A 22,151-nucleotide genomic window follows, 5' to 3' on the forward strand; every position below is an offset into this window, starting at 1 on the left:
ACAAAACAGATGCAGAATAAAAGTGTGAAATAAATCACAATACTATGGAAATTTTATTGCTTTAGAAAGACTTTATAACAATGACGTTTACCCCATTGGTTCGTGCTGAATCCTTTCCAACCCATATTTCTTGGCAATGACGGGATACTTTTGCGGTACTCATCATTCCTTTGATTTTGCTGAATAGTTTTGTCTTGGATCAATTGTTTGGTGCGTCGGTTCAAGTTGCCTTAGGGGATTCGATCTTTCGAGGCATTTTATTTATTGCCGTATGTTGGCTCTATAAAACCATGCTGTTCGAGCACTGGCAAAAGTATAAACAGGCTTTTTGGCGTTCAAGCCTGTTGGTGGTTGTTGGTGCAGTCGCTTTACAAGTGGTGATTTCTTTTACACGCAGTCTGTTGCCCGTCGGTGAGAGCATTGAAAAAGAATCGACCATTGATCCCAATACGATTGCCTTTTTCAGCTTGCTGATCATCAGCCTTGGGCCGTTATTTACTGCATTGCTGGAAGATATTATTTTCCGCTATACCTTGCTGCAAAAGCTGTTTGTACAGCCGTGGCTGTGGCGTGTGGTTTTAGTCTTGTTTAACTCAATTGTGGTCGGGTTAATTCATTATCATAATTTTGATGGCAATCTGATTGCGACAATAAGCTTTATGATGGCAGGCTTGTTTCTAAACTTAATCTATCTTTGGACGCGTAATATTTGGCATGTATTACTGATCCATTTTATGAATAATGCAGTATTATCCTTGGGCGGGGTGATTGTATTTAAAATGCTACAAGCTTTTGGTTCTATTTAAAATTTATGGAGAAAGCTGTGTTGAGCTTATTTATGGTGATGTTGGGTGGCCGTCATGCACGTGCAAATACAGAAGTACATGATGTGGTTTTTGCTATCGGCAATCAATTTGAAGACTGCTATCCACAGCTACGCGAAGCATGGTTTGGCGAACAAAAGGGTCTACATATTGATGCTTGGATGAAAGTCAGTGGTGTGATGTCAGAAGGCATACCGTATCAACTTCAATTGACTAATGCTGCGCCACATGCGACTTCACTTAAGCTTTGGTTGATTAACTTGGGTGGTTATGATGCAGCAGAATTTGGTGAGCTACACCGCTATGTATTGGTGCCAGCGATCACTGAGACCGAAGCGAAGCAACAGGGTAAACAGTATTTTGCAGCGCATTGGCAAAAACAGCATACGGACCGTGTGTTAGAGGTAGACGATTGTATTAAGGTGGACTGCATACACGGGCGTTATATCGAGTTAATGAAAGCTGATTTTGCCTCGCAAGAGTGGGAGAATTGCTATATCCAGCTAAATTGAGTCTAAGCTTAGACCTGTAATATAGCGTGCTGAATAGGCTTGTCACATCAGGTATTTATTTTTGTGAAGATATGCAGTATTTTGCTGAATAGACTGTTCAGCGACTGATTAATCCGCATAATAGGGACAGGATTTTTCAAATCAATTATGCAAAGGATAGGCATAAATGGATTTAATACAAGCCAATGGACAGCCCCATTATGGGCGCTTTAGTTCTTTGCCAAATCAAATTGATATTCAGCGTTATGAATATCGAACCCCGTATGGAAAAGTATTAAACGGGTGGCGTAAGCAACTTAAATATAAGAAATTTAAATTTTGTAGCATTCAACATCAGCACTATACGATTGGTCTGACTATCGCCGATATTGGTTGGGCGGGGCATGCTTTTGTGTATGTATATGATCATATCCATAATGAAGTGATGGATTGGAATGCGATCAATATCTTGTCAATGCAAACCAAAGTTGATGAGCAACCGCTATTTAATCAAAGTCATTTTATAAAATCTGAAATGCAAGTGGATATTGAACATGCCAATGGTGTGCGCTACATCCGTGTAAGTAAATATGGTGAATTGCAATTAAGCGCACGTATTTTTTGTGCAGGGACAGATCCACTTAGCTTATGTACGCCTACAGGTATTAATGGCTGGACTTATACACAAAAACTCACCACTTTAGGCTGTGAAGGTTTTTTTAAAAATAAGCGTGGGCAAATGGTACAGTTTAATGATCGTACCTTTGCCTCATTAGACGATACGTGCGGATTTTTAAGACCAGAAACAGCATGGTTTTGGTTGTCATGTAATTTTTGGGATACTGAGAAAAATCGTATTGGTCTGAATTTAGCTTCAGGTGTCAATGAAAGCTTTGGCAATGAAAACTGTTTGTGGGTCAATGGAGTACTGTACGAACTCAGCGATATTTTATTTGAGCAACAGTCAGATGACCTATGGCATATCCGCTCTTTAGATGGTGCTTTAGATTTAACGGTACATACCAGTTGGCGACGTTATGAAAACCTCAATCTACGTTTGGTGGGGAGCCAGTTTAGTCAGTGGCAGGCCAAAATCAGCGGATCAATTCGGCATAAAGATCAAGAGGTGATTTTGCTCAATGAATATGGCTTGTTAGAGCGCCATTATGCCAAATGGTAATAGGCTGTATTAAATATTTAAGCCTGCACAAAAAAGCCGTATCGCGAGCATGATACGGCTTTAACTTTTGATCCTAGATCGTGTGATTGCTATTTAGCAGCTTGCCAAAAAACTTCAGCAGCTTGAATAGGATCTTGAGTTTCTTCAAAGGTCTTAAGCCATAAATTGTAGTTATCGACGATGGGATGTTGGCTTGGGTGAAAATCTTTCTTAAACCAATCACGATAAGGCTTGCTCATTCGCGTTAATGTGCCTTTTTTGCCAAAGAACCAAGGTAAACCTTTGGCATTTAATTTCAGACGCTCAGTGAAGCTGAAGCCGTCATGTTTTAACATCACATTGGCACGGTAAAGTGTAAAACCTGTCATTAAGGCACTGGTCCAGACTAAGGTAAACTTACGCAAGCCTTCATCGACATTTGCCACATCTTTCATCACATCAAATGCGACATCACGGTGTTCCATTTCTTCAATCGCATGCCAAATAAACAAGGCTCGAACATAAGGATGTGCTTCTTGTAGGACTTCCTTTCGGCTACAAAAAGTTTCTGCCATGAGCGCTGTCAAATGCTCCGCAGAAGCAGTCATTGCAATATTGTATTCGGCAGAGCGCTGGCTCAATTCAAACTTAAAAATTTTATTTAAGCGTTTAATGAAAGCATCAACAGGCATGCCTTGCTGTTTCATCAGCTGGTTCATTTTGTCATGTGCCATGCCATGCTGTGCTTCTTGACGGATAAAATCAGCCACACGGAGTTTTAAGTCTTCGTCTTGAATTTGATCGCGAAACAAACGCACAGATTCAATAAAATAACGCTCACCATCTGGAAAGGTTAGGCTAAGCGCATCAAACATTCGGGTGAGGAAGGGGTCGCCACCAAACCAAAAGCGTGGAATTTCCTCGAGTTTAAAATTTAATTTTGTGCGTACTACTGGATGCACTTGGACTATCGCATTCATATTTTTTTTACTGTTATAGCCTTTGATGATTGCAGTATGTCGAATAAAAAGCACAAAGTTTTGACAGTACTTGCCAATTTTTATACATTTAACGCCAAAGTGAAAATTTAGAATGTCAAAAAGACAGAATAAAAATAGAGCGTGATGTCATGAATGAATTACACATACCAAATGGTTATTATCAGTTATGGAATATGTATTTGCTCAAACGCGGGCTAGATTATCATTGCTTACAAAGCATCATGCCGTATGTATCACAGCTAGATCATTTATTAAGCCTGCCGATTGATTCTCAGTCACCATACACTTTTTTTAATTTGGTCATGCAGGCAACACAGCAGGAACTAAACTGCCCAAATTTAGTTTTTGAAATGGCGGAGCTCATACGGCCTGAGCATTTTGGGGTGTTGGGCTATATGGCAACCCGTTCTAATAGCGTGGCAGAAGCCTTGCAATACATTATGAAATTTAGTCGCTTGGTGATTGACGGTGCAGAAGTGACACCCATGCAATTGTCTTCGATAGGAGATGAATTTTATTTAACTTGGCCTCTGCATGACGCTAAATACGCTTTGGTCAACGAGCTGACCACGGCCTGTATGGCACATTTGGCCAAGCAAATATTTCCAAGTTCTTTGGTGCTAAAATGTATGAAATTTGCGCATGCACAGCAAATGGCTCGTTTTCATTATGAAAAATTCTTTGCCTGTAAAATTGAATTTGAACACCCTAAGTATGCCTTTGTATTAAACACGGCCAGTTTGGATCTAAAGTCAGAGCTTGCAGACCCGTCACTGATGCAATTACTGCTGAAGCAGGCTGAAGAAGCAATAGCCTCTAAACCCAAGCTAGAAAATATTGTGCAACAGTTACATCAACATATTGCGCAGCATTTAAAACAATATGCACAAGCACCCAAAATAGAACAGATGGCCGATGAGCTATATACCTCAGTACGGACCTTGCAACGCCATCTTGCTGAGGAAGAGAGTTCATTTAAAAAAGTGTTGGAAATAGAGCGTTTGAAGCGTATTGAACAACTGCTGTTACAGCCCTTAAGCTTATTGGATATTGCTTTACAGTTGGGTTATTCAGACCAGTCTGCATTGGCACGTGCTTATAAAAGTTATACAGGCCAAACCTTGTTACAACGCCGTAAAGCATTAAAGTTAGAGGCTGATGAGCAATAAAAAGCGGCCTTTAAGAGACCGCTGAAAATATTTTTTAAAGTTTTATGATGTTTGGGTTTTGGCATCTTTAAGTCGAGGATAACGACAGATGATTGCCACAATGGCAAATATAGCCAATATCCAGCAGTAGTAAATTGAGCTGATTAACTCAATCGGTGAAATTTTTACAATAGAGCAGGCAAGGAGTAATTGAGCGCCGTATGGAATAAGACCTTGTACAACACAAGAGAAAATATCCATTAAGGCAGCAGCGCGTTTGGGGTCTACGCCGTACTCTTTGGCAACTTCACGCGCCATATCTCCCGAAAGAATAATGGCAACAGTATTATTAGCCACAAAGAAGTTAGAAAAAACCACCAAGAAGCTAATCCCAATTTCGCCCGCGCGTTGTCGTCCGACTTTGAGTAAACGGGTCATACTGTAAATGCGCTGAATGAGCCACTCCAGACCACCTTCGCGTTGCATAATGGCAGATAAACCACCCAAGAACATAGAAAGCAAAGCCACTTCAAACATGCCAATAAAACCATCATAAATGGCATTATTGAAAGCCAAAAAGTTAAAATCTGATTTTAATAACAGCCCCATCACGCCCGATAAAATCACGCCAATACTTAATACAGCCAATACATGCAAACGACTAAAAGCCAAAATAAATACGGCGACATACGGAAGCATTAACCAAGGATTATAGGCTTTCACGCTAATGGTTTGAACGCCACCACTTAAGAGCATATAAATGATTAGGCTGACAATAGATGCAGGAACAGCAATCCAAACATTGACACGGAATTTGTCACGCAACTGTACATTTTGGCTACTGGTTGCTGCAATCGTTGTGTCCGAAATCATCGATAAATTGTCACCAAACATGGCGCCACCAACCACGGCACCAATTGCGTAAACGATAGGAATGTCAGTTGCATGGGTAAAACCAAATGCAATTGGTGCACAGGCAGCAATCGTGCCCATAGATGTGCCCATCGCTGTAGCAATAAATGCTGAAATCACAAACAGCATAGGTAAGATGAAGCTTGGTGGAATAATAGATAAACCAAATTGTACTGAGGCTTCTACACTGCCAATGCTACTGCTGACGCTTGCAAAAGCCCCTGCCAACATAAACACCATAAACATCAAAATTAAGTTGGGGTGGCTGGCACCTTTTAAAAATTCATCAATACTGGCATTGAGTTTGCCTCGGTAGAGTAAAATGGCCACCAAAATTGCTGGAAATGCAGCAACTGGCGCTTTGATTTGATAAAAAGCAAACTCAGTACCAATGAGTGTGTGGTAAATACCACTTCCTAAAAATACGGTCAAAAAAACAATAAGAGGAAGCAGTGCAATGGCACGGGCCTGCACTTTTCCTGAGGAGAGGGTGGTCATAGGAGATAAAAAAAATAAACAATGCAACTAGTATAGAGCAGGTTTTGCAATTTCAGAAAATTTAAATGTAAATGCTAAGCCTGTTATTTATATCGTTTTTTTAGCAATAAAATTAAGTTTATCTAAAATCATAAGATTTTTTAATTTCCTAAAATTAGGCATCTTTGATCATTGTGAAAAAAAACGAAATAACCGTAAATGATGCTTTCAGGCTTTTCTGGATATTTGCGCGAAAGTTAGAAATGCAAGCATAACGTTTGCCACCCTATTCAAGGGGTGAAAAATAGCGTTACAATGCGGAGTCTTGTATTTCTGCAAAGCCAAAACAGTTTTGAACCATTCAAGGAAAGTATATCTCTATGTCACGTCTAGCTGCACGATTCGGAGCGCTTAAATCTCAACAGCGCAAAGCTTTGGTTTCTTATGTTATGGCAGGTGATCCTCATCCGCATGTAACTGTACCGTTGCTTCATCAAATGGTCGATGCCGGCGTAGATGTGATTGAATTGGGACTTCCTTTTTCTGACCCTATGGCAGATGGCCCTGTTATCGCTTTAGCTGCAGAGCGCGCTTTAGCAGGTGGCACAAATACGCTTGATGCACTCAACATGGTCAAAGAATTCCGTCAAAATGATACAGAAACACCTGTAGTTTTGATGGGCTACTTAAATCCAGTTGAAGTGATTGGCTATGAAAAATTTGTGGCTTATGCACATGACTGTGGTGTGGACGGTATTCTTTTGGTCGATTTGCCGCCAGAAGAAGCAAAAGATTTGGACGAAGTATTGAAAAAATACGATATGGATCAAATTTTCTTGCTTGCACCAACTTCAACTGATGAGCGTATTCAGCACGTGGTAAAACAAGCCAGTGGCTTTGTTTACTATGTATCGTTGAAAGGGGTAACAGGTGCTGCAACTTTAGATGTGTCTGAAGCTGCAAACCGTATTCAGAAAATCAAAGCTGCCACTGATGTACCAGTGGGTGTTGGTTTCGGTATTAGTGATGCGACCTCTGCGAAAGCCATGGGTGCAGTAGCTGATGCTGTGATTGTCGGTAGTGCTTTTGTAAAGCAATTTGCCAGCTTAGCGCCAGAACAAGCCGTAATTGCAACGGTGAATAAAGTGAAGGAGCTTCGAGCAGCGCTCGATGAGTTAGTATGAGTCAAGACCTCAAAACAGGGAAAACGTTAAGCCCGGCTACGCCGTGGACAGATCGTGGTGTACCTGGCATTCATGTGCCAGATGAGCAACAGACATTAAAAGCGACTTTTACTGAGCCAACGATCGAATGTCCTGAGTGTCATGCCTTAGTAACACGTACTGCAATGTCATTTAATGCTTATGTTTGTCCGCAATGTGATGAACATTTGCGCATGAAAGCACGTGATCGTTTGAACTGGTTTTTTGATCAAGTACAAGCAGAATTAGGCCAAGAATTTGCGGCAAAAGACCCACTTGGTTTTGTAGACAGTAAGCCATATCCAGAGCGTATGGCAGAAGCTCAGAAAAAAACTGGCGAAACAGAAGCGTTGGTTGTCATGCAAGGTTTACTTAAAGGTATTCCATTGTTGGCATGTGCTTTTGAATTCGACTTTATGGGCGGTTCAATGGGTACAGTGGTTGGTGATCGTTTTGTGCAAGCGGCAGAACGTGCTATTGAGTTGAATCAACCCTTAGTCTGCTTCGCGGCTTCTGGCGGTGCGCGTATGCAAGAAGGCATGTTGTCGCTTATGCAAATGGCGCGTACCTCTGCAGCCATCCAAAAAATGAAAGATGCTGGTTTGCCATACTTAGTGGTATTAACACATCCAGTTTACGGTGGTGTAACTGCATCTTTAGCGATGCTCGGCGATGTTCACTTGGCTGAACCAAAAGCCATGATTGGCTTTGCTGGTAAGCGCGTGATTGAGCAAACAGTCCGTGAAAAATTGGAAGAACCGTTCCAACGTGCAGAATACTTGCTTGATCATGGTGTAATCGATCAAATTGTTCACCGTCACGCATTACGTGATACAGTTTACCGTATTGTCGCGAAACTGATGAATTTGCCTTGAACACACCAGCACCTCTTGCAACAGATTCTTTAAACACATGGCTCGATTATTGGGGCCATGTTCATGTTACAGGGATTGATTTAGGCCTAGAGCGGGTCATTCCTGTAGCTGAGTATTTGGGTGTTACCCGCCCCAATGCAAAAGTATTAACCGTTGCAGGAACCAACGGTAAAGGCTCAACCACGACAACTCTAGCGGCCATTTTAAATGCGCAAGGGTATAAAGTTGGTCTTTACCAATCACCTCATATTTACCGTTTTAATGAACGCATTAAGCTTCAAGGCAAAGAGGTTGATGATCAGTCCCTGATTGATGCTTTTGTTGCCGTCGATCAAGCACGTCGTGCATGTGATTTAACTTTATCTTTTTTTGAAGCGACGACACTGGCCGCTTTTGTTATTTTTAAAGCTCAAAGTTGTGATGTATGGGTACTTGAGGTCGGCTTAGGTGGTCGTCTTGATGTCGTTAATGTCATTGAACCTGATGTTGCTGTTATTACCAACATTGGCCTAGATCATACTGATTGGCTAGGCGATACGATTGAAAAAATTGCATTTGAAAAAGCAGGCATTATTCGTCCAAATATTCCAGTAATTTTTGGTGGCCAACAACAACTCCCACAAGCCATTCAAGATAAAGCCGAGCACTGTCAAGCGTCGCTATATGCAGTGAATCGTGATTATTTCTATCAAGATAATTTAGATGGTCAAACGTGGTCTTTTGCTTCCGCAGGTACCACTTTAAATTTACCTGTAGGTCGTTTGGCCTTAGAAAATATTTCAACTGCGGTGGCTGCAGTTTTGTTAAGTGGTTTAAATGTCACTCAAGAAGCTTTGGCCACGGGCATACAAAATGCGCAATTACAGGGACGATTTGAAGTTCGTGAAATTGCAGGTAAAACTGTCATTTTTGATGCGGGACATAATCCACACGGCGTTGAATTTTTGTTAAATCAATTGCGAAAATTCATGCAATACAATAAACAGTACACTGAAGTCATCAGTGTTTTTTCAATGTTAGCGGATAAAGATATAAAATCTGTCGCTAACCTATTGAAAAACTCTGTTTTAATGTGGAAGATTGCACCATTAACTGTAGCTCGTGCAGCAGACATCGAACAGCTAGACGATGCGTTGCAGGGATTAGATGTACAGCATTTCGACAGCATAAAAACAGCTTTTCAATCAGCGCTGGATGAAACAAAAAATAATCAGCTGATTATGGTATGTGGTTCTTTTCATACCTTGGAAGCGGTCTGGGAGTATTTGGAAGAATGTCAATGAATAACAAACAACGCTGGATGGGTGGCGCTGTTTTATTAGGGGGCGGCGTATTGCTGGCTGCTCTACTGCTAAAAGGGCAGGACGAAATACATCAAAATCGTAACGTTGCACCTGAAACTGCTAGCGCTGAACAAAATAAAACCAGCAATGATGCGGGCTTAACCGTCGATGTTGCGACAGAAAAGCGTCTGCTAGAAGAGCAAAAACGAGCACGTGAAAAATCAGTTGCAGAGCAAGAAGCACGCGCGGCTGAATTTTTAGCAATGCAACAACAGGCCGAAGCTGATGCGGCGCGTAAAGCTGCAGAAGAATATGCAGCTTTAAATGCACGTCGCACAGCACAACAAAGCTCAGATAATATTCCACCTGAGTTGGTTGAAGATGATCAAGCTAAACAAAAGCGTTTAGCTGAGGAAAAGTTGGCAGCGCAAAAAAAGCTAGATCAGCAGAAGTCACAACAGCAGGCTGATCAAGCCAAAGCAACTGCGACCCAAAAAGCTGCTGAAGAAAAGCGCCAAGCTGCTGAAAAGCACAAAGCAGAAACTGCGAAAAAAGAAGCTGAAGCTAAACGTAAAGCCGAAGCAGAGAAGAAAGAAGCCGAAGCTAAGCATAAAGCTGATGCAGAAAAGAAAGAGGCTGATGCAAAGCGTAAGGCTGATGCTGAGAAAAAAGAAGCTGAAGCCAAGCGTAAAGAAGCAGAGGCAAAGAAAAAGGCTGAAGCTGAAAAAGCCCGTGATTTGCTGGAAAATGGCGATAAGCAATGGATGGTACAAGTGGCTTTGGCTGCCAATGAAGCCAATGCAGATGCTCTTGCGGCAAAACTGAAAGCTAAAGGTTTTAGAGTGACTAAAAGTCCAACCTCTAAGGGTGTGCGGATTATGGTTGGCCCAGCCAAAGACCGTGATTCAGCTGATGCTGCACGTAAAAAAATTACTTCTGATGCCAGCTTGGGCATGAAGTCTGCTTGGGTGATTGAGTGGGTGCCACTCGACAAACGTTAAGCTTTGCATTGACTGTCTTCGGCCCATTGAATCGGCCAAATCACAGGAAATGACCCACAAATTTAAGATGGATTCGCGAGTTGCTCACGAATCCATTTTATATTTTCAGGTCTAAATAAAGCCTCGATATTGATCCAAATAGGATGGAAGCCAAAACCGCCATGTTTCATTTCTGCTAAGGCATCTGCTTCAGACCATCCTTCAAAAATAATCCGATACATTGCAATGCTCGCACCTGTGCGGTCTGAACCGTGATAGCAATGAATCAGTACATTTTGATGCCGTGCTTGAGCAGCTTGTAGTTGTTTCATCACTTGAAGTAAGTCATTTCTAGAAATTGACCATGTATGAATAGGGATGTGCACCAATGCCAGATTTTGCTGTGCAAACGGCTGCGTATCTGCATCGCGCGCTCTTAAATTAATAATGGTGTGAATTTGATTGCGTTGAAGTGCAGTAAGGAGAGCACTAGACGGTTGTTCACTACGATACAGCCAAGGGCTGACTTGATATAAATTTATCTTCCGATCAATGACAGTTGCCCATTGTTTTGGGCGCTGTTGTTCAGTCCAGCTAGGGGAACTCATGCATCCTGTAAAGCTTATTGACAGTGTGAGCATAAGGATTGTACGGCTGTATTTTTTCATACAGCGATATACCTTGCTAACTCAATTGGGTCATGTGCACAAATGAGCTCAATACTGTTTTCATGTTGCGCAAGGTGTTGGATGTTTTTGAGGTTATGTATGCGTTGTACGTTGTCATACGCAAATACACGTTCTAATTGATTCAGGGTGTGGAGCTTGTGCTGGCCATCGAGTTCAAGGTGTGAGTAGTAAGCATCACCACAGAAGAATAACCAGCCATCCTTATGGCGAATAGCAATTCCACAATGTCCGGCACTATGCCCTGGCAGTGGAATGAGTAAAATTTCATCTTGAAATAAGTTGAAACCCTGTACGCGATTTAAATTAAACCAAGCTTCACCATTTAATGGCTCAATAAAATTCCAATAGCGATGTTGCTTAAATTGCTGTGGTTTATAGCGTGCGCGATTTTTAAAGTCTTTTAAATTTTGCGTGGCATTGTATTCACTCGAAAGCACATGAACGGTTGCAGCAGGGAAGTCTGAAATACCACCAGCATGGTCAAAATCTAAATGAGATACCAAGATATGTTTTACATCGCTGGGTTTAAAGCCCAACTTTTGCACTTGTGCGATGGCAGAGAGTTCTAAATTTGTTTCAATACGCCCAATGTGTGTGGTTATACGACCGAGTCGTTGCTTTGGATGTAAATAATCTTGAATACCTAAGCCTGTATCGACCAAAACAAGGCCTTGGTCTGTTTCCAGTAATAGGCAATGGCAGACCACATGCGCTAATAGGCTGGACTGGCCAAAAAGTGGGCCGCAGACTGGGCACATTGTGCCACAGTGTAAATGATGAATATTATGGATCATGGCGATTTTATATTTAGATTATGCTGATTTATTGATGCTGATTTTACACATAAGCTTGCCACTTGGGCGTAGTTGTTGTGCAAACTTAATCAATCTCTAAATATAAAAAAAGCCCATCCGAAGATAGGCTGTTGATTCTAGCGCTACATGGCTCGTAAAAATGTAAAGCTATAGTTGGGAATATAAATTGTGGGGGGGTACATTTACTCTGGTTGTGGAGTTAAACGTAAATAAGGTGTTACTGCTTTATAGCCTTTAGGGAAACGTTGCTTGATTTCTGCTTCATCTTTTAATGACGGTACAATCACCACATCTTCACCATGTTGCCAGTTTGCAGGTGTTGCTACTTTATGATTGTCAGTCAATTGTAATGAGTCGACAACACGTAAAATCTCATGGAAATTACGGCCTGTAGATGCAGGATAAGTAATAATTAAGCGGACTTTTTTATTTGGATCGATAATCACCAATGAGCGTACCGTTAAGGTTTCGCTGGCATTTGGATGAATGAAATCATATAGCGTTGAGACCTTGCGGTCTTGATCGGCAATAATCGGAAAATTCACCGAGGTATTTTGAGTTTCATTAATATCATTAATCCAGCCTTTGTGTGATTCAACATCATCCACCGATAAGGCAATAGCTTTTACACCACGTTTGCTAAATTCATCTTTTAACTTTGCCGTAAAACCTAACTCAGTTGTACATACGGGTGTGTAATCTGCTGGGTGTGAAAAAAGAATCCCCCAGCTATACCCAAGAAAATTATAAAAATTAATCTGACCTTCGCTTGAATCTTGTGTGAAGTCAGGAGCGATATCGCCTAAACGTAAACTCATGGTCGTGCCTCGAATGATTATTTATATTGGTGTCTGGGAACGACTATGAGCGATTTTTTTTATAATGAAAAATAGTGTTTTTTTATTTCTTTATGAAATTAAAAGATAAAGAATGCATGCTGTATTTGGCCGATTTGAATAAATCTCTGTATGCACGTACTTTTTAGCCTGTTTAAAATTTGTTACATTAGCAAATCTAAGCTTTATTGGGCCACATTAGGTTCATAGAAATTTTATGAGGTTTTTGTGCAAAGCCCTTGTACTTCAAATTTCTAGCACCATAATAACGACTAAGAAAACTTATTCATTTGACAAGCAAGATTTAGAGAGTCTATTCATGTTGGCAAGTCTGATCGGAGGAATCTTCGGTACCAAAAATGAGCGTGAACTCAAACGCATGCGCAAGATCGTAGAAAAAGTTAACGCGCTCGAGCCGACGATATCAGCCCTTAGCGATGCGGACTTATCTGCAAAAACTGAAGAATTCAAACAACGTTATAAAAATGGTGAAAGCCTAGATAAATTAATGCCAGAAGCATTTGCAGTTTGTCGTGAAGCGGCAAAGCGTGTAATGGGCATGCGTCACTATGATGTACAGATAATTGGTGGTATTACCCTTCACGAAGGTAAAATTGCTGAAATGCGTACGGGTGAGGGTAAAACCCTCATGGGTACGCTAGCTTGTTATCTGAATGCTTTAAGTGGTGAAGGCGTTCACGTGATTACAGTGAATGATTATTTGGCACAACGTGATGCTGAGCTAAACCGTCCATTATTTGAGTTTTTAGGCCTAAGTATTGGCATTATTTATTCAATGCAAGACCCAACAGAAAAGGGCTTGGCATATCGTGCAGACATTACCTATGGTACAAACAACGAATTTGGTTTCGACTATCTTCGTGACAATATGGTGTTTTCACTGCCTGAGAAAAAACAACGTGGCCTAACTTATGCCATTATCGATGAGGTCGATTCGATCTTAATTGATGAGGCGCGTACGCCATTAATTATTTCTGGTCAAAGTGAAGACTCTTCACAGCTTTATGCCGCGATTAACAGCATTCCACCGAAGTTACATGCGCAAAAAGAAGAAAAGGTCGCAGATGGTGGTCACTTCTGGATTGATGAAAAGCAACGTACTGTTGAAATGACAGAAGTTGGTTATGAAACAGTTGAGCAAGAATTAATTCAAATGGGCTTATTGGCCGAAGGTGAAAGTCTATATTCATCTGCGAATTTGAACTTGGTTCATCATGTATCGGCGGCTATCCGTGCGCATTATTTATATCAACGAAATGTGCAATATATTATTCATGATGGTGAAATTATCATTGTGGATGAAAACACAGGTCGTACAATGCCTGGTCGCCGTTGGTCAGAAGGTTTACACCAAGCCGTTGAAGCCAAAGAAGGCTTGGAAATCCAACCAGAAAACCAAACCTTGGCAACCACCACTTTCCAAAACTATTTCCGTCTGTATAAAAAACTTTCAGGTATGACCGGTACTGCAGATACCGAAGCTGCCGAAATGAAAGAAATTTATGGCCTAGACGTAGTGCTTATTCCAACGCATCGTCCTATGGTGCGTAAAGATGAAAACGATTTAATTTATTTAAATCGTAACGGTAAATACAGCGCGATTATTCAAGAAATTCAACGAATTCATGAAGCAGGCGTAGCGCCAATTTTGATTGGTACCGCAACAATTGAAGCCTCTGAAATTTTATCTGACAAACTGCGTGAAGCAGGTATTGCCCACGAAGTACTTAATGCAAAACAGCATGAGCGTGAAGCAGATATTATTGCGCAAGCAGGCTCACCACGTGCAGTAACGATTGCAACCAACATGGCAGGTCGTGGTACAGACATTCTGTTGGGGGGTAACTGGAAAGCTTTACTTGCAAAAATTGAAGAGCCAACTGCTGAAGATGAAAAACGCTTAAAAGGCGAGTGGGAAGCAAACCATGATGCTGTTTTAGCATCTGGTGGTTTACACATTATTGGTTCAGAGCGTCATGAATCACGCCGTATTGATAACCAGCTTCGTGGTCGTGCTGGCCGTCAAGGTGACCCAGGTGTGTCGCGTTTCTATCTATCCCTTGAGGATGACCTTATGCGTATTTTCGCAGGTGATCGTGTAGTGGGGATGATGCGTGCAATGGGCTTGAAAGAAGATGAAGCCATTGAACATAAAATGGTGTCACGTTCGATTGAAAATGCACAGCGCAAAGTAGAAGCACGTAACTTTGACATTCGTAAAAACTTATTGAAATACGATGATGTAAATAACGAACAACGTAAAATTATTTACACTCAACGTGATGAAGTTTTAACTGAAGCATCATTAGAAGAAAACATCGAAGGGATGATTTCTGATGTGATGAAAGGTGTGATTGAAATTTATGTACCACCTGAATCAATTCACGATCAGTGGGACATTCAAGGCCTTGAAAGCGCATTGCGTGAAGACCTTGGTATCGATTTGCCAATTACCCAATGGCTTGAAGATGATCGTCGCTTAGACGAAGAAGGCTTAGCGCGACGTATTACCGACGAAGTTTTGTCACGTTATAAAACACGTCGTGCGCAAATGGGTGAAGAATCAGCAGCGATGTTGGAGCGTCATTTTGTGTTGAATGCTTTAGACCGTCACTGGAAAGAGCATTTGGCTGCCATGGACTACCTACGTCAAGGTATTCATTTACGTGGTTATGCACAAAAGAACCCTGAGCAAGAATACAAAAAAGAAGCCTTTAACTTATTTGTAAACATGCTAGCGGTAATTAAATCTGATGTTGTGACAGATCTATCTCGCGTACATGTTCCAACTGCAGAAGAACTTGCAGAAATGGAGGCTCAAAAGCAAGCACAAGCTGAAGCAATGCAATTGAATCTATCTCATGCTGAGTTTGATAGCTTGTTGGATGACGGTGTAAGCACTGATGTCGTAGATGCGCAATTCACACCTGTTGGTGATGAGGTTGTAGCACCAGAAAGCCGCAATTCACCTTGTCCATGTGGCTCAGGTCTAAAATACAAACAGTGTCACGGTAAAATTTAAGTGATACATAAAATAATCAGAACCTACGGGTTCTGATTATTTTTGTAGTATAGATTTAGAGTTGATGAATAGTGTTTGCAGCCTAAGCCATTAGATGGTATTTAGTTGCACAGTCCCTTAAGAAATTGTGGAACAGACAATGAAAAAATTATTACAGCCTCTCATGATTGCTATTTTGGCAGTTCCAGCATTTGCGTATGCAGATTCAGTTCAAACGACAACGCCTGCAAAAGTTCAACAAGCACTTGGCGCGACAACGGCAGAAGTACAAGTGGGTACAGATGGTAAAGTGACAGTAACTAGCCCACGTACAGGTATTCGTTATACATTCGATAATCCAAATCGTCCGATCGTAATGCAAACAGCAGCTGTAACAGCAGCCAATGCAGCAAATGCGGATCGTATTGTGGCAGAGAATCCTGCACTGTCTTCAGCAAGTCAGCAAAATGCAAAAAAATCATTATTAAATGAAGCAGCACAGCTTGCACGTAATTGATTTTCGATCATTTTAAGAACCAGCCAATCGGCTGGTTTTTTATTGTCTATCACTACAGAATAAAAATAGCCTAAAACTAGGCATCTACTCGATTTTTACTCAATTTTGTTCTAAGCTGTCTTTTTTCATAAATTGAATTAGGCGTTTAAAAATGGCAGTTGGTGACGTATCTATGCCACAGATGCATGTGGTGAAAGGTGTAAAAATTGGTTCAGCTGAAGCGTATGTCCGCTATCAGAACCGACGTGACCTGGTTATTTTTGAATTTGCCGAAGGTTCAAATGTGGCGGGTGTATTTACACAAAATGCATTCTGTGCGGCGCCAGTACATATCTCTAAAGCTCACTTAAAGGTGGGAAATCCACGCTACTTGGTAATTAATACAGGTAATGCTAATGCTGGCACAGGCCCAACAGGTATGGCCAATGCAGAAGCAACGTGTGCAAAACTTGCGTCATTGGCGGGTGTTTCAGCAGCAGAGGTTCTGCCTTTTTCTACGGGTGTCATTGGTGAGCAACTGCCAATTGAACGTTTGGTCGAAGGTTTACAGCCTGCGTTAGATAGCTTGGAAGAAGATGCATGGTTAGATGCGGCTACAGGCATTATGACCACAGATACCACGCCTAAAGGTGCTTCTGAGCAGTTCGTATTGGATGGCATCACCTATACCATGACAGGTATTTCTAAAGGTGCTGGCATGATTCGTCCCAATATGGCGACAATGCTAGGCTATGTAGCAACAGATGCACCGATCAGCCGTAAATTGGTACAACAATTATTATCAGAAGCTGTCAATGTATCCTTTAACCGTATTACGGTAGATGGTGATACCTCGACCAATGACTCATGTATTTTTGTAGCAACAGGGCAGGCGGGTGGTCAAGAAATTAGCGCTACAACTGATCCACGTTATACAGCGGTTGCAGATGTGCTTACACGCGTTATGAAACGTCTTGCACAGCTCATTATTCGTGATGGTGAAGGTGCAACTAAATTTATTACGGTTGCTGTCGAAGGTGGTGCCAATACACAAGAATGCTGTGATGTAGCTTATAGCATTGCGCATTCACCATTAGTGAAAACAGCAATCTTTGCCTCAGATCCAAACTGGGGGCGTATTTTGGCAGCCATTGGTTATGCAGGCGTACCAAACTTAAATGTTGAAAATATTCAAGTTTGGTTGGGCGATGTTCAGATTTGTAAAGATGGCGGTGCAGCTGCAGATTACACAGAAGAAGCTGGTGCCACTGAAATGCAAAAAACAGAAATTACCATCCGTGTTGATTTAGGCCGTGGTGATGCGAAGGACACGGTATATACCTGTGATCTGTCGTATGACTATGTGAAGATCAACGCAGATTATCGTTCTTAAAATAGTGATTTTAAAAAGCCTCCATTGGAGGCTTTTTTATAAAGCTAAGTTTTTAATGACTGGTCAAAAAGCACATACAGCCATTTGAACAGCCATATAGGTGAGCTCATTGTTAAATGAGCATTATGGATAGAGTAGACCTTATGATGAATGATGCGACAAATTTAATTGCCAACGAAGCAAAATCGATTGTGCAAGCGCATTTAGACCGTTTGGGTGAGCCAAAAGAACACGTACTGTCAGAGCAAGCCAAATTAGCAAAGTTCGAGCAGATTAAAGAGGCGCTTAAAAAGCGTGATGCTGTACTGGTGGCACATTATTATTGCGATCCTGAAGTACAAGAGCTTGCAGAGCTTACGGGTGGTTGTGTTTCTGACTCATTAGAAATGGCGCGTTTTGGACGTGATCATGAGGCATCTACCTTGGTTGTGGCTGGTGTTAAATTTATGGGGGAAACTGCAAAAATTCTTTCGCCAGAAAAAACCGTGCTCATGCCAACACTGGAAGCCACTTGCTCCCTCGATTTGGGTTGCCCTGTAGATGAGTTTAGCCAATTCTGCGATGCACACCCCGATCATACGGTGGTGGTGTATGCCAACACCTCGGCTGCTGTTAAAGCGCGTGCTGACTGGGTGGTAACTTCAAGCTGTGCCGTAGAAATTATTGAACATCTCGACAGTTTGGGTGAGAAAATCATTTGGGCACCAGATCAGCATTTAGGGCGCTATATTCAAAAGAAAACAGGCGCAGAAATGTTGCTGTGGGATGGCGCATGTATTGTGCATGAAGAGTTCCGCTCGCGTGGCATAGCAAACATGAAAGCACTCTACCCAAATGCCGCAGTTTTGGTACATCCAGAGTCGCCAGAATCAGTTGTAGATATTGCTGATGCTGTAGGAAGTACTTCACAATTGATTAAAGCGGCGCAAACATTGCCAAATGAACAATTAATTGTGGCAACAGATCGCGGTATCTTCTACAAAATGCAACAAGCAGTGCCAAATAAGACCTTAATTGAAGCACCAACGGCTGGAGAGGGGGCGACTTGTCGCTCTTGTGCACATTGTCCATGGATGGCAATGAACGAATTAGATGGTATTTTGCAAGTTTTAGAAAAAAATGATCAAGAAATATTCGTCGATGCTGCTTTGGCTGAACGAGCGAAATTACCCCTTGATCGAATGTTGAACTTTAGTGCATCACTAAAACGCTAAAAATGCTTAAAAAATATCAATTATGCTTGATAAATAAACGCTTGAAGCATTTTTTGGTATTTTTTTGAAGATAGGTGTTGACGTCTTCGGGCGTCAAGCCTAGAATGCACACCGTACCGAACGATACATCGAAAGATAAGTTGAACGGTTCGAAAGCTGAGATGAATCGGAGCATAGCACAGCCTGGTAGTGCACCTGGTTTGGGACCAGGGGGTCGTAGGTTCGAATCCTACTGCTCCGACCAATTCCTCAAGGCAAATGATGTTTACATCAGTTAAGCGCTTGTAGCTCAGTTGGATAGAGCATCCGCCTTCTAAGCGGATGGTCACAGGTTCGAATCCTGTCAGGCGCGCCATTTGGTCGCTTGATGTATTAAGAACCAAATGTTGTAATGGTGGATGTAGCTCAGTTGGTAGAGCCCTGGATTGTGATTCCAGTTGTCGCGGGTTCGAATCCCGTCATTCACCCCAACTCTAGTAGTTGAAATCGGAGCATAGCACAGCCTGGTAGTGCACCTGGTTTGGGACCAGGGGGTCGTAGGTTCGAATCCTACTGCTCCGACCACTTTTAAAATAAGTGGTCGAAATAAAGATACCGCGTTAAGCGGTTTTTTTATGCCTAAAATTTAGTGAATTTTAGTGAAATAAAAAGCCTCAATATTTTGAGGCTTTTTTTGTTTCAGGTTTATGGAATGATAATGACATTTACGCGACGGTTTTTGGCACGATTTTCTTCACTGTCATTGCTTGCAATCGGTTGATCTGAGCCACGACCAATAATTTGCACATTTTGTGGTTTAAAGCCCTCTGCAAAAAATACATCCGCAACACTTTGGGCTCTTTTTTGAGAGAGTTGATAATTATAGTTGGCCTGACCAACATTATCCGTATGACCAGTGAATTTGAGCTTTTCTAAATCATATTTTTGTAATTGATGTGAGAGCTCGGTCAGTTTTTCTTTTTGATGATTCTGAATACGGTAATCATCAAAATTAAATAAGAGGCGTTCAGGAAGCGCAAGAGTCCAGCCTTCATCATTTAATACAAAACCTTCTTTTTTTAACATGCGGGCTTGTTTGTAATTTAGGTGACCTAAATTCATGCAGGCAGTAAGGGTTGTGCTAAAAATAATTATGAGTAGGGCGCTGAAAATTTTTTTGTACATATTTAGGCCTGTTTACTTTTGGATTGAAGGGAGATATGCCATTTCTCAGCAAAATTTTTTGCATCGTACATGGCTTGATCTGCGTCGCTGATTAAATCTTCTGGTGATTTAGAGAGTTGGGTGAGCGCAACGCCAATACTGGCATCTAAAAATATATGCTGTTGCTCGAACATATAGGTTGCTGTGTAGCAAGCATGTATTTTTTGGCAAAGTTGTTGTATTTCGTCACTGTCTATAATGTCTGGGATAATGACAGCAAATTCATCGCCACCAAGTCGAGAGAAAAAAGCATTTTCTGGCAAAACTTTACGTACACAATATGATGAGGCGCGAAGCACAGCATCGCCTGCTAAATGGCCAAATTGATCATTCACCTGTTTAAAGTCATTTAAATCTATAAACAGTACGGCTGCATTGCGCACACTATTATCTTCATAATATTGAAAGAGTGTTTCATAAAAAAAATGCCGATTTGGAAGTTGTGTGAGTGGATCGTGTCGAGATTGGTGTAATAGTTTATTATTTTCAGACATTAAACTTTGATTGGATTGCTCTATTTCACAGAGTAAACCATTAAATGCCGTGCTGAGGGCTTGCAGTTCTTGAATGTCAGAATTTGAAACACGCATGGTATAATTCTTTTTAAGACTAATGGTTTGCGATGATTCCACAATGTCACGAATGGAATGCATAAGGTATTGATAGACAGAGCTGACAGACCAAAAAACAGCAGCCAATAAAATTAAAAAACCAAGAAATAGCCCGAGCAGTATTTTGTGAAAGAAACTCACCAAGTCTGCAGAGTTTCCGTACACCAATAATTGGCCATAAGTTTTGTTGTTGTGTCGAATAGGGAGGGTAATGGGGTCGTGATAAAACAGCAGGTCAAGTAAGTTTTGGCTTGACCAAGCGCTAATCGGTTGCTGCTCTGTATGCGCTAAAATTTTTTTTTGCGTAGAAAATATATCAATAGAACGAATCGGGTATTGCTGAGTGTACTCTTGTAAAATTTGCCCCATTGTACTTTGGTCTTGAAAGACCACAGCGGGTTGGACGCGCTCATTAATGGCATTTGATAAAATGCTTAAACTATTTTTGGCATAGGCATTCATGGTGTAAGTAGAAATTGCCAGTAAAATAGCTGAGCAAATACCAAAAGTTAAAATAAAAATAGTCAGCTGAGAGCGTGTAAACAGCTGATGTAATGTAATTGGATTATACAGTTGTTTCATGGGTTTGACTCCGCTGGTTTTGCGAGCATTAATACCCGCGGGTCAATATGAATTTTGGATTGCGTTAAGCTTTCCATATTAACTTTAAATGCATAGCTTTGATTTTTCTTATAAAGACAAAAAGCACTACCCGTTTCACAGTTTAAATTATTACTACTAATCGAGAGGGCTGGGTAGTTTACTGCTGTATTTAAAATATTTTGCTCTTCTTTGTCACTGAGATTGCTAAAAAATAATACTGTGCAATTGGATGAGCGTAATTCTGAGCTGTGTTTATTGCTCACTTTATATGGGCTATCGGCTGGTAGGTTGTTTTTCAGCTGTTGCGCAAAGGGGTTATTGTTGACCACACAAATTTCAGGCGTGTTTGTAGGCCACTTGGCGTAGCTTAAAATGGCTAAAGATGTGTGGTAGATATCTGATACAGGTGCGGCATATAGTGAGCTACTCAATAAAAGACCGCAGATCAAAAATCCTGTTTTATTTCTGCTAAAAACCATATTGTGTATATTTTTGAGAGTTTATATAAATGGCGATTTATTCTTAAACAAATAAAAAACTGTGTAATACGTCTAATAATAATACAGAAAATGCTAAATGTGTTTAAAAAGAAGACACCTGGTAGGATTTTTTAAAAATAAATGGAAAAAAATAAAAAATAGGGTTGCAACGGATGTGAAATGCTGTAGAATGCACATCCATCGGCGGTGATGAAGATTAAAACTTCTGATAAAACAAGGACTTGATTGAAAAGATTAAGTTTGGTTTTAGAAAAAAAGTTTAAAATAATTTGAATTACTTGTTGACACTAAATAAATTTAGTGTAATATAGCCGACCTAGCTTGCTGGTGACGAACCAACAAGAAGATCATTAAGAGATTATGAAGAACAACTTGTGTGGATTTTTACTGGTTGATCAATCGAATATATTTTCATTG

19 protein-coding genes, 4 tRNA genes and 1 pseudogene are annotated in these 22,151 nt (G+C 41.0%); 16 read left to right on the forward strand and 8 right to left on the reverse strand.

Annotated features, from left to right (window positions below; genetic code table 11):
• Window positions 1-80 precede the first annotated feature (80 nt).
• The 3 genes and pseudogenes from C9E88_RS03260 (at window position 81) to C9E88_RS03270 (ending at window position 2,495) form a co-directional block, all read left to right on the forward strand.
• Window positions 81-806: pseudogene (locus C9E88_RS03260) on the forward strand (CPBP family intramembrane glutamic endopeptidase).
• 17 nt (window positions 807-823) lie between these two features.
• The gene (locus tag C9E88_RS03265; protein ID WP_106986275.1) at window positions 824-1,336 is read left to right on the forward strand and encodes a DUF1543 domain-containing protein; all 513 of its coding nucleotides are present in this window, start codon (window positions 824-826) and stop codon (window positions 1,334-1,336) included.
• A gap of 166 nt (window positions 1,337-1,502) precedes the next feature.
• Entirely contained in the window at window positions 1,503-2,495 is a 993-nt protein-coding gene (locus C9E88_RS03270; RefSeq protein WP_106986256.1) for a DUF2804 domain-containing protein, read from the forward strand.
• Window positions 2,496-2,584: 89 nt separating this feature from the next.
• Here the strand turns inward: C9E88_RS03270 and C9E88_RS03275 are convergent, their stop codons facing one another.
• Complete coding sequence (locus tag C9E88_RS03275) at window positions 2,585-3,454, reverse strand: metal-dependent hydrolase (RefSeq protein ID WP_106986274.1); 870 nt, start codon at window positions 3,452-3,454, stop codon at window positions 2,585-2,587.
• Window positions 3,455-3,603: 149 nt separating this feature from the next.
• Between C9E88_RS03275 and C9E88_RS03280 the strand changes: the two genes are divergently transcribed.
• Window positions 3,604-4,644 (forward strand): AraC family transcriptional regulator, encoded by a 1,041-nt coding sequence (locus tag C9E88_RS03280; protein ID WP_106986255.1) that lies wholly within the window; start codon window positions 3,604-3,606, stop codon window positions 4,642-4,644.
• 42 nt (window positions 4,645-4,686) lie between these two features.
• On the opposite strand, the gene C9E88_RS03285 is transcribed toward C9E88_RS03280, so the two are convergent.
• The gene (locus C9E88_RS03285; protein WP_106986254.1) at window positions 4,687-6,033 is read right to left on the reverse strand and encodes a Na+/H+ antiporter NhaC family protein; all 1,347 of its coding nucleotides are present in this window, start codon (window positions 6,031-6,033) and stop codon (window positions 4,687-4,689) included.
• Between the two features lie 359 nt (window positions 6,034-6,392).
• On the opposite strand from C9E88_RS03285, the gene trpA reads away from it, so the two are divergent.
• From trpA to C9E88_RS03305, 4 genes are read left to right on the forward strand one after another with little or no spacing between them, the layout of a single operon-like run.
• Entirely contained in the window at window positions 6,393-7,196 is an 804-nt protein-coding gene (trpA, locus tag C9E88_RS03290) for a tryptophan synthase subunit alpha (RefSeq protein ID WP_106986253.1), read from the forward strand.
• A complete protein-coding gene (accD, locus tag C9E88_RS03295) occupies window positions 7,193-8,089 on the forward strand; it encodes an acetyl-CoA carboxylase, carboxyltransferase subunit beta (protein WP_106986252.1) in 897 nt (298 codons plus the stop codon). The genes trpA and accD overlap by 4 nt, the downstream gene beginning before the upstream one ends.
• The gene (gene folC, locus C9E88_RS03300; protein ID WP_106986251.1) at window positions 8,086-9,372 is read left to right on the forward strand and encodes a bifunctional tetrahydrofolate synthase/dihydrofolate synthase; all 1,287 of its coding nucleotides are present in this window, start codon (window positions 8,086-8,088) and stop codon (window positions 9,370-9,372) included. Before accD ends, folC begins: the two co-directional genes overlap by 4 nt.
• Window positions 9,369-10,373: an SPOR domain-containing protein gene (locus tag C9E88_RS03305; protein WP_106986250.1), complete on the forward strand. Its 1,005-nt coding sequence runs from the start codon at window positions 9,369-9,371 to the stop codon at window positions 10,371-10,373. Before folC ends, C9E88_RS03305 begins: the two co-directional genes overlap by 4 nt.
• Before the next feature lie 62 nt (window positions 10,374-10,435).
• Here C9E88_RS03305 and C9E88_RS03310 read toward each other — a convergent pair whose 3' ends face one another.
• The 3 genes from C9E88_RS03310 to C9E88_RS03320 all read right to left on the reverse strand — a co-directional run bounded on the left by C9E88_RS03310 (window position 10,436) and on the right by C9E88_RS03320 (window position 12,674).
• Window positions 10,436-11,020, reverse strand: a complete 585-nt coding sequence (locus tag C9E88_RS03310) for a dual specificity protein phosphatase family protein (RefSeq protein ID WP_106986249.1) — start codon at window positions 11,018-11,020, stop codon at window positions 10,436-10,438.
• Complete coding sequence (locus C9E88_RS03315; RefSeq protein ID WP_106986248.1) at window positions 11,017-11,835, reverse strand: MBL fold metallo-hydrolase; 819 nt, start codon at window positions 11,833-11,835, stop codon at window positions 11,017-11,019. Before C9E88_RS03315 ends, C9E88_RS03310 begins: the two co-directional genes overlap by 4 nt.
• Before the next feature lie 203 nt (window positions 11,836-12,038).
• Window positions 12,039-12,674 carry a peroxiredoxin gene (locus tag C9E88_RS03320; protein ID WP_106986247.1) on the reverse strand — a complete coding sequence of 212 codons (636 nt, stop codon included), beginning with the start codon at window positions 12,672-12,674 and terminating at the stop codon, window positions 12,039-12,041.
• A gap of 337 nt (window positions 12,675-13,011) precedes the next feature.
• Here C9E88_RS03320 and secA point away from each other — a divergent pair, with 337 nt between their 5' ends.
• The 8 genes from secA (at window position 13,012) to C9E88_RS03360 (ending at window position 19,381) form a co-directional block, all read left to right on the forward strand.
• Window positions 13,012-15,735 carry a preprotein translocase subunit SecA gene (gene secA, locus C9E88_RS03325; RefSeq protein ID WP_106986246.1) on the forward strand — a complete coding sequence of 908 codons (2,724 nt, stop codon included), beginning with the start codon at window positions 13,012-13,014 and terminating at the stop codon, window positions 15,733-15,735.
• 139 nt (window positions 15,736-15,874) lie between these two features.
• Window positions 15,875-16,231: a hypothetical protein gene (locus C9E88_RS03330; RefSeq protein WP_106986245.1), complete on the forward strand. Its 357-nt coding sequence runs from the start codon at window positions 15,875-15,877 to the stop codon at window positions 16,229-16,231.
• Window positions 16,232-16,382: 151 nt separating this feature from the next.
• Window positions 16,383-17,603, forward strand: coding sequence for a bifunctional glutamate N-acetyltransferase/amino-acid acetyltransferase ArgJ (argJ, locus tag C9E88_RS03335; protein WP_106986244.1), 1,221 nt, complete (start codon window positions 16,383-16,385; stop codon window positions 17,601-17,603).
• Between the two features lie 146 nt (window positions 17,604-17,749).
• Window positions 17,750-18,817: a quinolinate synthase NadA gene (gene nadA / locus C9E88_RS03340; protein WP_106986273.1), complete on the forward strand. Its 1,068-nt coding sequence runs from the start codon at window positions 17,750-17,752 to the stop codon at window positions 18,815-18,817.
• A gap of 167 nt (window positions 18,818-18,984) precedes the next feature.
• A tRNA-Pro gene (locus tag C9E88_RS03345) sits at window positions 18,985-19,061 on the forward strand.
• A 34-nt stretch (window positions 19,062-19,095) separates the two neighbouring features.
• Window positions 19,096-19,172, forward strand: a tRNA-Arg gene (locus C9E88_RS03350).
• Window positions 19,173-19,211: 39 nt separating this feature from the next.
• Window positions 19,212-19,287 (forward strand) — tRNA-His (locus C9E88_RS03355).
• Between the two features lie 17 nt (window positions 19,288-19,304).
• A tRNA-Pro gene (locus C9E88_RS03360) sits at window positions 19,305-19,381 on the forward strand.
• A gap of 120 nt (window positions 19,382-19,501) precedes the next feature.
• On the opposite strand, the gene yfiB is transcribed toward C9E88_RS03360, so the two are convergent.
• The 3 genes from yfiB to yfiR are packed head-to-tail and all read right to left on the reverse strand — an operon-like array spanning window position 19,502 to window position 21,665.
• Window positions 19,502-19,981, reverse strand: a complete 480-nt coding sequence (gene yfiB, locus C9E88_RS03365) for an outer membrane lipoprotein YfiB (protein WP_106986243.1) — start codon at window positions 19,979-19,981, stop codon at window positions 19,502-19,504.
• A gap of 2 nt (window positions 19,982-19,983) precedes the next feature.
• Window positions 19,984-21,213, reverse strand: coding sequence for a diguanylate cyclase DgcN/YfiN (gene dgcN / locus C9E88_RS03370; RefSeq protein ID WP_106986242.1), 1,230 nt, complete (start codon window positions 21,211-21,213; stop codon window positions 19,984-19,986).
• Window positions 21,210-21,665, reverse strand: a complete 456-nt coding sequence (gene yfiR, locus C9E88_RS03375; protein WP_227865856.1) for a regulatory sequestration protein YfiR — start codon at window positions 21,663-21,665, stop codon at window positions 21,210-21,212. Before yfiR ends, dgcN begins: the two co-directional genes overlap by 4 nt.
• Between the last annotated feature and the right edge of the window lie 486 nt (window positions 21,666-22,151).

It is taken from the genome of Acinetobacter cumulans, from assembly GCF_003024525.3.
In the GTDB taxonomy this organism is placed as follows: Bacteria; Pseudomonadota; Gammaproteobacteria; order Pseudomonadales; family Moraxellaceae; genus Acinetobacter; species Acinetobacter cumulans.